Raw genomic sequence first — 14,107 nt, forward strand, 5'->3', positions numbered from 1 at the left:
TCGATTAATTATCGCAACTTCTATATAATAGCAACTCCTATAAAAACTGTCAAGCTTTTTTAAGTCGATATTTTAAGAAATATTGCGAAACAACTTCTATATTATAGCAATCATTTAAAAAATGTCAAACACTTTTTAAACTTTCGCTTTTTCTATCGCTCTCGGCGACAAATAATATCTTATCAAGCTGAGCAAAAAAGGTCAAGAACTTTTTTAAAAAAATTATTTACCTGCTTCAATATCTACTAGGGCCGCTTCTACCCAACGATTCAAATTCTTAGCAATTGGATTAAATCCCTCTTGCACCTTTTTGTTGGTCCAAAATTTCTTATGTTGATAACGCGCACGTTCACCAGCATGCGAAAAATCAAATCCTCTTTCTAAGCAACGAATTGATAACGAAATTTTTTGCGTGTATTCATCAATATCAATAATCATCACCTTGACTTTTTGACCAATTTTCAAATACTCACTAATTTTTTCAACATACCCATGGTGGCATTCTGAAATATGAATTAGTCCTTGTGTATGTTCATCAAGCGTTACAAAAGCCCCATAAGGTTGAATCCCTGTCACCTTGCCTTCTAAAACCATCCCAATTTTATAAATCATGCTAATTCCTCCTCTTTAATAAAAAGCGGCGTCTAATACGCCGCTTTTATTTACTTAATTGTGATTCCTTCAATAACCACATCTTCAACTGGTTTGTCTTGCATCCCAGTTTCCACTTTGGCGATTTTGTCCACAACATCCATACCGACAACTACTTGCCCAAAAACTGTGTGCCGGTGATCCAACCATGGTGTACCACCTTGTTTGTAAGCTGTCACGATTTCTTCTGGATATCCCGCAGCTTGCATTTGACCAACCATGTCTGCTGGAAAGTTTTCATTTTGGACGATAAAAAATTGGCTCCCATTGGTACCAGGACCCGCATTAGCCATGGATAAAGCGCCCCGTAAATTAAATAATTCATTTGAAAATTCGTCTTCAAATGGGGCGCCCCAAATACTTTGACCACCCATTCCGGTACCGGTTGGATCGCCACCTTGAATCATAAAATCTTTAATAATACGATGGAAAATTACCTCATCATAATAACCCTGCTTAGCTAATTCAACAAAGTTTTCTACAGTTTTAGGTGCTTGTTCTGCAAACAATTGCACGGTAATCATACCGTAATTAGTTTTAATTTCTGCGACTGGACCGGAAACATTTTCCAAATCAAGTTGTGGATATGACATTTCTTTTCCTCACTTCTATATTTTCTCTCTAGAAAAATATTATACCACACCTTAACATATTTCTCTTTTTTCTCAGACCAATTTCTACATTTTTTTCGGTTTTTATGGTAGGCTTAATTTTGAATTTACTTAATTAAAGAAAGGATTAACCCATGTCTCAAGAATATTATGATATCACTATTATCGGCGGTGGCCCCGTAGGTATGTTTGCGGCGACTTACGCGCGCATGCGTCTAGCTAAGGTTCAAATCATCGAAAGCCTAGGCCAACTCGGTGGACAAGTTGCTACCCTTTTCCCCGCTAAAAAAATTTATGATATTCCCGCCTACTACAATTAGCGGGACTGATTTAATCGCCAATCTTCAAAAACAAGTTAACGATTTCGCACCTGACATACATCTTAATGAAACAGTTTTAGAGATTAAACAAACATCAGCTGGATTTGAATTAGTAACTTCAAAAAAGAAACGCTACTCCAAGAGTATCATTATCGCTACTGGTATTGGGGCCTTTGAACCCCGCCGTTTAAAAATTGATAATGCACAAACTTTCGAGGGTCAACAACTTCGTTACTTTGTTGATGATCTTAATATTTTTAAAGATAAAGTCGTCGCCATCGCTGGCGGTGGTGATTCTGCAATTGATTGGGCCTTAGAGATTGAACCACTAGCTAAAGAATTGCACCTCATCCACCGTCGCGATAAATTCCGCGCCCTGGAAGGGAACCTAGCAAAGTTACAAGCAACAGCTACGCACTTCCAAACGCCATATAACATTACTGCTCTAAACAAAAGCCAAGATAAATTGAACCTTACTTTAACAAAGGCGCGTAGCGAAGAAAATAAAGAGCTATCCGTAGACTATCTCTTGGTTAATTACGGTTTTTCTTCTAGTAACAAGCAAATCGAAAATTGGGGACTAACTACCGCCAACCGTGCCATCGCAGTTAACTCTAGTCAAGAGACTAACATCCCTGGTATTTACGCCATCGGAGACGGTGCCTACCAAAAAGGTAAAGTAGCCTTAATTGCAACGGGCTTTGGTGAAGCACCTAACGCTGTTAATAACGCCCTCCTTCACGTCTATCCCGAGAAGCGACAACCCGCTCACAGTACCCAATTAATAAAACAATTTAAAAAAGACCAAAAATGCTAGGAAAGGTTTAAAACTTTTGATATACTAGCCCTTGAAAATATAATCAAGCGTAAAGAGGATTAACATGGAATATATTACTTTTTTCATCGACTTTGTTTTGCACATTGATGCACACTTGGTTGATATTGTCAATAATTTTGGTGATTGGACTTACTTTTTCCTATTTCTAATCATCTTCGTTGAAACCGGAGCGGTCATCCTCCCTTTCTTACCCGGGGATTCCCTCCTATTCGCCGCTGCCGCCCTAGCCGCTAACCCTAACTACAATCTTAATATTTGGATTTTTGTAGTTCTCTTTTGGTTAGCACCTGTTTTAGGTGATTCCTTAAATTTCTTTATCGGGCGTAAAGTAGGGACTGCCATCACCAAGCACAAATTCTTCGGAAAATTAATCAAACAAGAAAATATTGATCGAACCGAAGCTTTCTTTGAAAAGCACGGTGGTATGTCTATCATTCTGGCTCGTTTCATGCCTATCATTAGAACCTTCGCACCGTTTGTTGCTGGAGCTAGCGGTTACAAATACCAACACTTTGTACGCCACAATATTTTAGCTGCCACACTATGGGTTACTCTTTGTTGCGGCGGGGGACACTTCTTTGGAAACTTCCCATTTGTCAAAGAACACTTCTCCGTAATCATCATTGCGATTATCGTGATTTCTTTAATTCCTGCCTTAGTTGCAGCTCTAAAAGCCAAGCTCTCTGCTAAGAAAGCCTAAAACACCAAAAGACGTTTCACTATGAAACGTCTTTTTTAGCGTAATTCTCTTTTACCTAAGAAATACAATAGATACATCTGACCAGCTAATAAAAGTAAACACAAGCCAAAGGCAGTTGCAAAAAAAAGCTCCGGTAACGCCAATATCATCGGGTCATTTTGCGGATCAAACAACCAATTAGTTTTCCCCGGAAAAAATAGTTGGTGGAAGGTAATAAAAAAACGATTAAAATTTAAACCCATTAAAACAAACAACCCCATTAGGATAGTGATCGTAATCTGAATAAACCTTTGTAAAGTCCATATCCTTTTTTGTTGCTTTAACTTTCGCAAATAACGCACTGTGACTGGTAAACTAATAATAAAAACTATCCAGGTTACTAAAAACCAACCTTTGACATCCTGATAATGTTGGAGAGCAGCGTAAGACGAGGGGAGGTTCATCTCTAAACTCCGCACCCATGGATACTCTAGATAGGCCAAAAGGTGGTGATAATCATCCCACAAAGCGGCATTACTCTCCCCCACCAACATACCAAGATTTTGTCCCCATAAAAAAAGTCCATACAAAGGTGTAAAGTTAATTGTTACTAGCATTGCTCCCGTAAGCATCGTCAAAAGGACACTCAAACGTTGCCCCCACTCGCTTAGATAAATACTGCTTAATTTAAGATTTTCCATTGATCTAAACTATCAACTTCGTGGGTTGGTTTGATATTTTTTTGGGCAACTTGTTCTTTAGTCGAAACCCCTGTGTAAACCAAAAGCGTATCAATCCCCGAGTTAATCCCCGCTTTAATATCAGTCATATAATTATCACCAACCATCACAACTTCATCTGCAGACATATTCATTTTTCGCAAAGCCATTTCCATAATCGTCTTCTCTGGTTTTCCAACATAAGTCGCCTTATGTTGGACGGCACATTCAACTAAAGCAATCAGTGAACCTGCCCCAGGTACTAACCCTCGTTCATTTGGGAGGTTAGTGTCCGCATTTGTACCGATAAACTTCGCTCCCCGCTTAATAGCTAATGTAGCTAGCTCGAACTTATGGTAAGTTACATCGGAGTCTAAACCCACCACCACATAATCAGGATTTTTTTCTTCAAAGATAAAACCCTTGTTCAATAAAGCTTGTTTTAAGCCCAATTCTCCAATAGGGTAAACTGTCCGTTTGTTAACATCCAAAGAAGCAACATACTCTGCCGTCGCTAAAGCCGTAGTAAAAACATTTTCGACACCTACATGAATATCGAAATTATCCCGTAAATTAGCAACCACATCCTCCGGTTCTTTGGTACTATTATTGGTTAAAAACATAAAAGGAACCTTTTGCGCCTGTAAACGTTCAATAAAGCGCTTAGCTGCTGGAATCTTCTCCTTACCCCGGTATACTGTCCCATCTAAATCAATTAAATATCCTTGGTATTTCTTCACAAATCTATCCTCACTTAATTCTCTTTTTGTCGAATAGTAAAGTGCCGGCCCTTATTATTCATCTTTCGTTCACTATTCACAGATACTGCTTTGAGTTTCTTATTTTGACGTTTCTTCTTACGTCCATCATAAGCACTTTCTTCCCAAAACTGATTTTTTCGTCGCTTCTTCACACTAAGATTCTTAGGCCGCGGATTACGACGCCGTTCTGATTTCTTAATTTTATTCTTCCGTTTGAGTCCAGCTGGAATTGGTTCGGGTTTTTGTACTTCTAAATTATGCAGTACAAAGTAAGCACAACCAAAATTACAGTACTCCATCAGGTACTCTTCTAAACGGTCTATACTTTGACTAGGAAAACCTTTCTTACTGCCACTAGCATAAAATCCCCGTAACCGGAGCTGGTCATAGCCCCAATCTCCCACAATGTAATCATACTTAGTTAAAATTTGGCTAAAACGTTCCTTTAATTTTTCCACCTGAAAGCCATCACGGTAATTCTTTAATAAAATATATGGATGGCCATCAATTTCAATTTCTTCCTCCGATTTAACAATCACATCACTTGCAAAAGCCTTGATAGTTTCAGCTTTTCGCGCCAATTGTTCTTCTCTTCTTTGACGGCGATAATCATTCACATTACCCCTCCTTTACGTTACATATTCATAATCTTCTTTAATTTTACCACACCCAACAAAAAAGAGATTGGGAAATAACTAGCATTTCTGATTAATTTAAAGAAATGATTATGGTAAAAAGCCTTAAGAAATCAACATTTTCAAAACGTAATTTCTTAAGGCTTTTAACTTATAAAACTTCTCCTAGCTTATTTTACTACTATACTTTTTTCACCTTAACCAAAATAAAACTGACTACAAACCAAATCATAGCTGCAACCAAAGCAACTAGAGTGGTCTTTTCCAAACACATCACGATCCCTACCATAATTAGAAAGGCTATTACTAAGTAGTTAGCTAGTGGATAAAGTGGTAAGCGGAATTTTCCCACTGTTTCTTGCTTTTGTTTGAGTTCACGCCGGTAACGAAGATGCGCCACCATAATAGCCCCCCAAATAAAAAGAAAACAAGTTGTTGCCACACTTGAAATAAAGGTAAAGACCGTTGAAGCACTTGGCACGACTACTTCCATCAAAACTGTCACAGCGATAATTACCGCCGAGAAAATCAAACCATTCGCCGGTACACTGGTCTTCGACAAAGTACTCATCTGCTTAGCAAACTTCCCTTTCCGCCGATAATTCAAGGTAAACATCATCCGTCCCGTTGTAAAAAGCGAAGAATTAACCGCTGAAGCTGCCGCCGTAAAGACCACAAAATTAATAATTCCAGCCGCTGCCAATATTCCAATATCTTGGAAAACTTGTACAAACGGACTTTGACTCATAGAAATTTGATTCCACGGATAAATACACATTAAGGCGGTTAAGGAGCCTACATAAAACAAGATAATCCGCGCAGGAATTTCATTAATAGCTTTAGGAATTACCCGCTTAGGATCTTGCGTTTCTGAGGCCATCACTCCGATGGTTTCGATTCCAATAAAACCAAAGGTTACCATTTGGAAGGACATAAAAAATCCCTTAAAGCCTTTTGGGAAAAAACCCCCATTTTGAAATAAATTATTAATGCTAGCATGGCCATGTGGGGTTGGATAGTGCATCATAACCAAGACAATTCCAATGGCAATCAAGATTAAAATTGCAACTACTTTAATCAGAGCAAACCAAAATTCAGTTTCTCCGAATAGTCCAACCGCAATCATGTTCAAAAGCAACATAATCAAGATAACAATTAAACCGTGAGCCAACGGGGCATCTGTGGAAACCAATATTGCATGTACATTCCCGTGGCAGTCACATCCGCCATGGCAATTGTAATCCAACAAATCCAGTAAGTCCATCCGGCAACAACCCCGATGTCTTGGCCTAGGTAGCGTGCAATAAAATCAATGAAGGAATGGCTTTCCAAATCTGACAACAAGAGTTCTCCCATTGCCCGCATTAAAAGAAAACAAACTCCTCCAGTCAAAAGATATGCGAGAATAATTGACGGACCTGCCAAATGAATAGATTTCCCTGAACCCAAGAAAAGTCCTGTCCCAATCGTTCCCCCCAGAGCTATCAGTTGAATATGGCGACTCTTCAGTCCCCTTTGATAACCTTTTTTTGTTTTACTTTTTTCAGTCATATTATCTCCTTTGAAAGTTACATATTCAATCCACAATTTTTATTGTAAATTATTTTTTAAATAAAGTAAAATTCAACAATTTCATCTTTTGTTGAATTATATTCACCTAAATTCTTAAAAAAGAGACTCCATTTTTTTGAAGCCTCAGAAAAAATTTTTATTTAAAATTAGCTTGTTTCCAAGCATCAATTTGTGCTAAAAATTGGTTAAAAGCTCGATTATCTTTCAAACTTGGAAAACTTCCCAAAAGAATTGGTTGCCCCTGTTTGCTTTGACCCCCCTTCTTTTGTAAGATCAAAATCGCCTTTTGCGCAGCTTTGTCTTGGAAAAGCTCTTGGGGTAGGTTCAACATTCCTTGAAGATAGGCATGTTCTTGCACATAATTCAACAAAAGTTTGGCTTGCTTGGATTCAAAGAGTCCCGCAGGTAATACAAATATCCCCCAAGCACCCGCTTTCATTTGTGTGACAGCTTTTTCTATCATTAAATGGTGCGCATAAGAATGTCCTTCTTGAGCGGCTGTTTCCATCCCCTTAACTTTTTCATCAATAGGGTAGTAACCCACAGGAAAGTCTCCAATTACAAGGTCAGCCTCATTCACCAAAATAGGGTCCATCGCATCTTGGTGGAAGAGCTCAACGGGAGCCTTGGTTAAGTTCACCATAATACTTGCCAAAGTTAATAAGGTATCATCATTATCGACCCCATAACCGTGTAGATTGGAATTTTTCAATTGATTCAAAACCGTTACTAAAAGGTTGGCAGTTCCCACTCCTAAATCTAAGATTTTCGCTTGAGCAGGCAAAGCAACGATTTTTTCAATCAAATATGCCACTAAGATTCCGATAGTATCGGGTGTCATTTGATGATTGGCTTGAATTTTTTCCACCCGATAGCCTTGAAGTAATAATAGCTGCATCAACAACCGGGCATCGCGCTTATCCAATGCATCTAAGTCAATTGTGGCATATTTTTCCTTTAATTGTGCCTGAACCTCAACACTAGGATAACCCGCTTCAACCTGTACTTCTCCTGTTAATAAGTTATCCATTGTTTCGATTAAAGCATCAAAATAATCGACCTGCGTATCTGCCTGTAAAATATCCACAGTTTCAATAATCGGCTGATAGATTTTCTCAACTTCCTTCAATCCCACTTCACTTACCTCACAATCATTTAATTTCCTTGTTAAGTTTAACGATTTCACTGCTAAAATTCAAGTTACTTAACTTACTGCGGTACTGTATAGGTAAAACGTCGCTTATTTTTCAATGTTACCAGATACTTATCACCTTGACGTTCAACCGTTCCTATATTGAACTTCAGCTGAACTTGATTAGCTATGTTATTTTGCCGAGCTAGATTGTAAAGAACCAACGCCTTATCTTCTTGGATAATCGCTTGTTTGGCCCTAATTTCCGCTTGATAAACGACTGTTTGTCCAGCAAAAACTAGGGCAAATAAGCCTAAAATCAAAACTGCGCTATATAAAATGTTACCCCTCAACCGTCTCATACTTGGGCATCACCACCGTTTCTTCATAGACTGAACCACACACTTTCACCTTTAAATGTAGCCGAAATTGGACGGGATCATAATTTATTTGAAAATCATCAACATCATAAATCAGGGGCATATAACCTCTTCCATTTTTCAATAACCACAGTTTCTGTCTTTGATAACGTAAAGTATAAAATTGATGGTCCTTTTGACTATAAAAATTAACTCTCCCTTGACTTAAATCTTGATTTTGGTAAGCTAAATCGAGACCATCCCCATACAAAATGGTAGTAAATTGTTCAAAATCCATTTGGTGACTCTTTTCTTGGTGTCGCTGATTACGGGTCACTAAAGTTAATGCTCCCAAAATCAAAATCACACTAACTGCCGTAATTAGCAAGGCAGTCATAGTCTCGACCAAAGTAAAACCACTAATTTTCTTGACAAATTTGAATACCATGGTAATTTACCTCTTTGACCGCCCGATCATTATTTTTCAACCAAGCCTCCTTACTTAAATTAACCAATTCTTGATAGTCATGTCCTCTCTGATCAACGTAGTTTTTCTCCGCTTGCAAATAAGCTTGATTAGAAAATAACAAGCCAATTGCCACACTTATCAACAATAAAGCAGCACAGGTATCCCACAATAAAAATCCACTATTGTTTCTGTATAACATATTTACCCCCTACTCCAATCTGTGGCACCAAAGTATAAACTTGTTTTGTGCGCATATTTTTTATCATTACTTTTTGCATTTTTAACCCTCCGCCCTTGCGATAAACAGCTTCAACGTTACGTGCATTTTGCAACTGTGGTGGGTAATCAAGTTTAGTAACCTTATTACTTTTTTCAAAAGTAAAAATAACCCTACTATGGTTAGAAATATGTGAAAAATCAATTTTTACTTGCTCATCATAACGATTAGCTTCAATCATTACCATCCGCCACTGACGGTCAAACGTAATCCAAAAATTTCGCTCTTGTACCGCTTGTAAACACGCCGGTCCCCAAATTACTCCTAGCGTCAGAACTATAGTCGAAATTACCAAAACTAAAACGCTCTCTATTAAGGTAAATGCTATTATTTTATTATTCTGCATGACTACCCGTTAACTTTTCCCCCTGTTCCGAAGTCAAATATTGCTCATCAACCAATTGCTTGACCGTGACATTCGTTGCAGTTGGATGTTCCTCTTCATAAAGTTGCTTTTGCGTACTAAATTGTTGATTTAAAGCCTGCATATTCACCTTATTAGCATGATCTTTTTGATGACTAATATTAGGAATCACCAATAACAACAACAAACTAATAATAAATAGGACTATTGCCATTTCAATCAAAGTAAAAGCAGACATTTTTTTCGATATTTTTTTCATTGTAATCCTCCTAAATTGTGATACATCGGAATTAAAATTGAAGCGTAAGTTAAAACAATAATCACCGCAATAACAACAAACAAAAGTGGCTGAATCAAATTCAAAATCCGATCCACTCTTTTTAATAAACGTTGATAAGAAAGCTCCGCAAAAATCATTAACTGCCCACTTAAGTTTTCCTGGGTAAGTCCCTCTTGAAAAAAAAGAGCAAATTCTGGAGGAATAAACGGATACTTCTGCACGAAGCCCGCCAATTCCTGACCGTTATTTAACCAACTTTCAAACTGCTGACCTAATTGATATAAAAGACTGTGCTGGTCGAATCGCAATAACAAGTTACAGATTTGTCGAAAGTCCATCCCACTTTTCAGCATCAGAGCTAAATTAAAAGCTAAATAATAATAACTATACTGGCAGTAAACTTTTCCCACTAAGGGTAATTGACTATACCAAAGGTGGCGGTCAAGTTTAGGTTGCTTTTTCCACCACAAATAAATTTTGACAAAATAGGCTAAAATCAGCATTACTATCAGTAAAGCAATTCCAGAAATAAGTTGATGAAATCGTTGGCTAAATAACATCTGTTGAGGTCCAATTTGTTGTAAAGCTGGTTTGACCCACAAATGGATCACAGCCAAAATAATCACTAACAAAATCCCCAAAATTATCGGATAGAGTAACAAACCTTGTAACTTTGCTTTTTGCTCGACATTTCGTCCTAACAACTTTCCAATTTGGATGACACTTTCCTCTAAACGTCCGTGTTGCTCAGCAATTTGTAATTGATAAAAAATTACGGTTCCGACATAGGCCTTCAAACTACGACTGAGAATTTGGCCTTGACTGACATCATCGATAATCAAAATAATATCCTCTGCTTGACGCGGGAGCATCTCCTTACTGGCTAATAGTGCTTCTTGTAAAGAAAAACCAGTCTCTAGTAATTGACCCAAAAGTTGAAAAAAATCGGCTTGCTGACGGGCTGACCAACGAAACTTATCCCGCCTGATACTTTTGCCAAATTTCTCTACTAATCCAACCATTTTGATAACATTTTGCAAGATTATCCCCCCATTTTTCTGTCATAACTTTCGTTTTACCATGTGCCTTGATATCTTCCATTTTTAATTGATCAAATAAAACTTTTTGCTGACCATCTTTAGTAGGTAACAAACGTTGATAATTAATCATCTGTAAACCTTGACGTAATAATTCAGCATCAACTCCAAGGCTACGCAATCTTTCCCAGACACCATAAACACTTTGAGCATGCACGGTTGATAAAACTAAATGTCCACTCAAAGCTGCATTTAAAGCCACCTGAGCAGTTTTCCCATCACGAATTTCACCAATAATAAAAATATCCGGACGGTGACGCAAAGCCAATTTCAATAATTCAGGATAACCCATTTGAGCTTTCTTATTGACCTGTAATTGTAAAAAATTAGGTTCATACATTTCAATTGGATCTTCAATACATAGAACATACTGCTCGCCAAACTGCTTTGCCACATGATACATGGTGGTCGTTTTTCCCGATCCCATCGGCCCCGCAAATAAAATCAAACCACGTTTTCGTGACTCTTGCTCAATTTTTGTTAATTGGTTTGGGAAGAAGTAACCACGTAAGAGTCCCTCTTCATGATACAAAACTCGAATAACCAGCGATTCCTTGCCTAAAAAATCACCTACACTGGACAAGCGACAATAGAATGTTTGATTTTGATAAAGATAATGCCAAGACCCTAATTGCGGACGACGTTTCTCACTTAAGCTCATATTGGCCTGAAATTTTAAAAAGTTGATTAGCATCTGTCCCTCAGTAAAAGAAAGACGTTTCAACTCCAAACGTTCATTGAGTACCCGTAAAGAGACTTGGTAGTCCTGACTAGCTGGCCAAATGTAAATATCACTTGCTTTATGTAAGATGGCAGCATCCATGATGGCCTTTAATTTTGTTTGCATAAAAAATCCCCCTCTATATATTAAATACGCAAAAAAAATTATTTTTTGACAAAAAAGTCGCAAAATTTTTGGCCATATAAAAAAACGCCAGAATTTTCTTCTGACGTTGTAGATACTTATTGGTTTAATTGTGCACTAACTTCTGTAAAAGTTGGGATAGATGGAACTGCACCTAACTTTTGAACTGCTAGCGCGGAGGCTTGGTTAGCAAATAAAATTGCTTCTTCAATATTTGAAAAATCTGGTTTCAGTTGAGAACTTAGGGCTCCTAAGAAAGTATCGCCAGCTGCCGTTGTATCGACCGCTTGCACTTTGAAGGCCGGAACCAAACCTTCTTTTTGATTGGCTGTTAGGTAGTAAGCTCCCCGCGAGCCTAAAGTAATAATCACATTTTTTACCCCTTTAGCTTGAAGCTTTTTAGCAGCTTGATGTTGACTTTGAGCATCAACAACTTTAATACCGGTTAAAATTTCTGCCTCTGTTTCATTAGGAGCAATCAAATCTACATTAGCCAATAAAGTCTGGGGAGCTTCTTGGGCTGGAGCCGGATTCAAAATTGTCGTTACACCAGCTTTTTTGGCTATTTCAAACGCCAAAGTTGCACTTTCCAATGGTGTTTCGAATTGCGTCACTAAGAAATCCGCTGCTTCAATCTTAGTTTGTGCCTGGTAGATATCATCAGTTGTAATAGCTTGGTTCGAGCCTCCGTCAATGATAATACTATTTTCACCACTCGCTTGCAAAAGAATAAAGGCTTGCCCTGTCGCCTTATCTTCAGAAACTGAAACATATTGCGTATCAACCTGAGCAGTAGTTAAAATTTCCTGCATAAAACGTCCATTTTCATCATTACCCACTTTACCAATGAAGCTAGTTTGTGCTCCTAACCGACTAGCTGCTACGGCTTGATTAGAACCCTTACCACCGCCAGCATTTTTTTTAGCCTCCATCGCCATCGTTTCCCCCGGCTGTGGCAACCGTTTGATTTTTAAAATTGTGTCAACATTCAAACTTCCCAATACTGTAACCTTATTTACCATCTAAGACCCTCCACTAATTTAACGTAAAAGCTTTTAATAACTTTAATTTTACCGTATCATACAAAATTATGCTACAAAAAAGCGAGACTCTTAAGTAAGTCTCACTTAGGTTTCAATTAATCTTCATCTGGGAAATCTGCTGAAGTGAAAACTTCAGAAACATCATCGTCTTCTTCCAAACGATCAATCAAACGTTGTAATTGTTCTACCTTGTCAGCAGGAACTGGCACTGTATTTTGTGGTACCATGGTGATTTCCGCATTGTCTAAATCGTACTTAGCTTGTAAAGCATCACGCACAGCTTCGAAGTCAGCAACTTCAGTGTAAATTTCAAAGACTTCATCAGAAGTTTGTAAATCTTCCGCACCAGCTTCTAAAACATCATCTAACATTTGGTCTTCATCCACATCTAAGTCTTCACGTGCGATGGCGATGTAACCACGACGATCAAACATAAAGGAAACAGAACCTGATTCTGCCAAGTTACCACCATTACGGCTGAAAGCAGCCTTCACAGAAGAAACCGTCCGGTTACGGTTGTCAGTTAAAGTGTGAACCAAGATGGCTACCCCAGCTGGACCATATCCTTCGTAAGTGATTTCTTCGTAATTAGCACCGCCTGCACCTGTGGCCTTATCTAAGGCACGTTTAATGTTGTCCTTAGGCATGTTAGCTGCACGAGCTTTATCCATCATTAACCGCAATTGTGGATTGGAGTCTGGGTCAGGACCACCACTCTTTGCAGCCATGTAAATGTCTCGTGATAATTTTTGGAAAATTTTTCCGCGTTTTGCATCTTGAGCGTTCTTACGCCCTTGAATGTTATGCCATTTTGAATGTCCTGACATGATAAATACCTCTTTCCAATATTTCAATTCGGCAATATGCCACCTACCATCTTAGCAAACAATTACTACTTTTTCAATACATGCCCGTGAGATTTTTTCCACCAGGCGTAGAGTAAAATGGTAAGGATAATCCCGGTTAAAGCGCCACTGCCGTCTAACATCACATCTTGAAAAAGCGGGGTCCGATCTCCGGTCAGCATTTGGTGAAACTCGTCAAAAGCTGCATACCCCAAAGTCGTCAACTCTGCTACAACCATCACTAACCAAGTATCTTTAATTCGCGGCTTTAAGCCCCAGTACCAGGATAAGCCCAAAATAAAATAAGTTCCAAAATGCGCTCCTTTACGGATAATGAACTCACAAAACTTAAAATAGCCTAGATGAGCAACACTCACTTCGCTACCCGCATAGGTAAAAGAAATCCTACTTAACAGACTTTCGAAAGGCTTATCAACTAGCCAACGTTGCAGAGTTGGAACTGAAGTTTGTTCTTGGTAAGTCTGTGAAGAAGAGTAAAATAGCAACACCATCATTATGAAAGCTAACCAAATAAAGGTGTCTGGACGTTTAAATTTTTGCATCATCATCAATTCCTTCCTAAGAAAAAA

At 38.3% G+C, this 14,107-nt stretch carries 17 protein-coding genes and 2 pseudogenes; 2 read left to right on the top strand and 17 right to left on the bottom strand.

Annotated features, from left to right (window positions below):
* Positions 1-222: 222 nt before the first annotated feature.
* The gene (locus JCM10991_RS04585) at positions 223-612 is read right to left on the bottom strand and encodes a CvfD/Ygs/GSP13 family RNA-binding post-transcriptional regulator (protein ID WP_023859749.1); all 390 of its coding nucleotides are present in this window, start codon (positions 610-612) and stop codon (positions 223-225) included.
* 50 nt (positions 613-662) lie between these two features.
* Positions 663-1,244, bottom strand: coding sequence for a peptidylprolyl isomerase (locus JCM10991_RS04590; RefSeq protein WP_025020696.1), 582 nt, complete (start codon positions 1,242-1,244; stop codon positions 663-665).
* Between the two features lie 152 nt (positions 1,245-1,396).
* Here JCM10991_RS04590 and JCM10991_RS12680 point away from each other — a divergent pair.
* Together JCM10991_RS12680 and JCM10991_RS04600 are read left to right on the top strand one after the other, a co-directional pair.
* A pseudogene (locus JCM10991_RS12680) lies at positions 1,397-2,399 on the top strand (NAD(P)/FAD-dependent oxidoreductase).
* Between the two features lie 73 nt (positions 2,400-2,472).
* Positions 2,473-3,120 (top strand): VTT domain-containing protein, encoded by a 648-nt coding sequence (locus JCM10991_RS04600; RefSeq protein ID WP_025020697.1) that lies wholly within the window; start codon positions 2,473-2,475, stop codon positions 3,118-3,120.
* A 35-nt stretch (positions 3,121-3,155) separates the two neighbouring features.
* Here JCM10991_RS04600 and JCM10991_RS04605 read toward each other — a convergent pair whose 3' ends face one another.
* The 15 genes and pseudogenes from JCM10991_RS04605 to JCM10991_RS04675 all read right to left on the bottom strand — a co-directional run bounded on the left by JCM10991_RS04605 (position 3,156) and on the right by JCM10991_RS04675 (position 14,083).
* Positions 3,156-3,800, bottom strand: coding sequence for a TIGR01906 family membrane protein (locus tag JCM10991_RS04605; protein WP_025020698.1), 645 nt, complete (start codon positions 3,798-3,800; stop codon positions 3,156-3,158).
* The gene (locus tag JCM10991_RS04610) at positions 3,782-4,558 is read right to left on the bottom strand and encodes a TIGR01457 family HAD-type hydrolase (RefSeq protein WP_025020699.1); all 777 of its coding nucleotides are present in this window, start codon (positions 4,556-4,558) and stop codon (positions 3,782-3,784) included. Before JCM10991_RS04610 ends, JCM10991_RS04605 begins: the two co-directional genes overlap by 19 nt.
* 14 nt (positions 4,559-4,572) lie before the next feature.
* On the bottom strand, positions 4,573-5,196 hold the full coding sequence (locus tag JCM10991_RS04615; RefSeq protein WP_025020700.1) for a YutD family protein: 624 nt from the start codon (positions 5,194-5,196) through the stop codon (positions 4,573-4,575).
* A 199-nt stretch (positions 5,197-5,395) separates the two neighbouring features.
* A pseudogene (locus tag JCM10991_RS12685) lies at positions 5,396-6,765 on the bottom strand (amino acid permease).
* Positions 6,766-6,922: 157 nt separating this feature from the next.
* Positions 6,923-7,921, bottom strand: coding sequence for a class I SAM-dependent methyltransferase (locus JCM10991_RS04625; protein WP_025020701.1), 999 nt, complete (start codon positions 7,919-7,921; stop codon positions 6,923-6,925).
* 74 nt (positions 7,922-7,995) lie between these two features.
* Positions 7,996-8,280: a hypothetical protein gene (locus JCM10991_RS12690; RefSeq protein ID WP_023859758.1), complete on the bottom strand. Its 285-nt coding sequence runs from the start codon at positions 8,278-8,280 to the stop codon at positions 7,996-7,998.
* Complete coding sequence (locus JCM10991_RS04635; RefSeq protein WP_023859759.1) at positions 8,261-8,725, bottom strand: competence type IV pilus minor pilin ComGF; 465 nt, start codon at positions 8,723-8,725, stop codon at positions 8,261-8,263. Before JCM10991_RS04635 ends, JCM10991_RS12690 begins: the two co-directional genes overlap by 20 nt.
* Positions 8,697-8,945, bottom strand: coding sequence for a hypothetical protein (locus JCM10991_RS04640; RefSeq protein ID WP_025020703.1), 249 nt, complete (start codon positions 8,943-8,945; stop codon positions 8,697-8,699). The genes JCM10991_RS04635 and JCM10991_RS04640 overlap by 29 nt, the downstream gene beginning before the upstream one ends.
* A complete protein-coding gene (locus JCM10991_RS04645; RefSeq protein ID WP_025020704.1) occupies positions 8,926-9,369 on the bottom strand; it encodes a hypothetical protein in 444 nt (147 codons plus the stop codon). Before JCM10991_RS04645 ends, JCM10991_RS04640 begins: the two co-directional genes overlap by 20 nt.
* Positions 9,359-9,646, bottom strand: a complete 288-nt coding sequence (gene comGC, locus JCM10991_RS04650; protein WP_023859762.1) for a competence type IV pilus major pilin ComGC — start codon at positions 9,644-9,646, stop codon at positions 9,359-9,361. The genes JCM10991_RS04645 and comGC overlap by 11 nt, the downstream gene beginning before the upstream one ends.
* A complete protein-coding gene (locus JCM10991_RS04655) occupies positions 9,643-10,689 on the bottom strand; it encodes a type II secretion system F family protein (RefSeq protein ID WP_155889572.1) in 1,047 nt (348 codons plus the stop codon). The genes comGC and JCM10991_RS04655 overlap by 4 nt, the downstream gene beginning before the upstream one ends.
* Positions 10,643-11,611 (bottom strand): competence type IV pilus ATPase ComGA, encoded by a 969-nt coding sequence (gene comGA, locus JCM10991_RS04660; protein ID WP_025020706.1) that lies wholly within the window; start codon positions 11,609-11,611, stop codon positions 10,643-10,645. Before comGA ends, JCM10991_RS04655 begins: the two co-directional genes overlap by 47 nt.
* A 116-nt stretch (positions 11,612-11,727) precedes the next feature.
* On the bottom strand, positions 11,728-12,651 hold the full coding sequence (rbsK, locus tag JCM10991_RS04665; protein ID WP_025020707.1) for a ribokinase: 924 nt from the start codon (positions 12,649-12,651) through the stop codon (positions 11,728-11,730).
* Between the two features lie 116 nt (positions 12,652-12,767).
* Positions 12,768-13,499 carry a YebC/PmpR family DNA-binding transcriptional regulator gene (locus tag JCM10991_RS04670; protein ID WP_023859766.1) on the bottom strand — a complete coding sequence of 244 codons (732 nt, stop codon included), beginning with the start codon at positions 13,497-13,499 and terminating at the stop codon, positions 12,768-12,770.
* 65 nt (positions 13,500-13,564) lie between these two features.
* Complete coding sequence (locus JCM10991_RS04675; protein WP_173391358.1) at positions 13,565-14,083, bottom strand: VanZ family protein; 519 nt, start codon at positions 14,081-14,083, stop codon at positions 13,565-13,567.
* Between the last annotated feature and the right edge of the window lie 24 nt (positions 14,084-14,107).

Origin of the sequence: Ligilactobacillus equi DSM 15833 = JCM 10991, assembly GCF_000615765.1 — a bacterium.
In the GTDB taxonomy this organism is placed as follows: Bacteria; Bacillota; Bacilli; order Lactobacillales; family Lactobacillaceae; genus Ligilactobacillus; species Ligilactobacillus equi.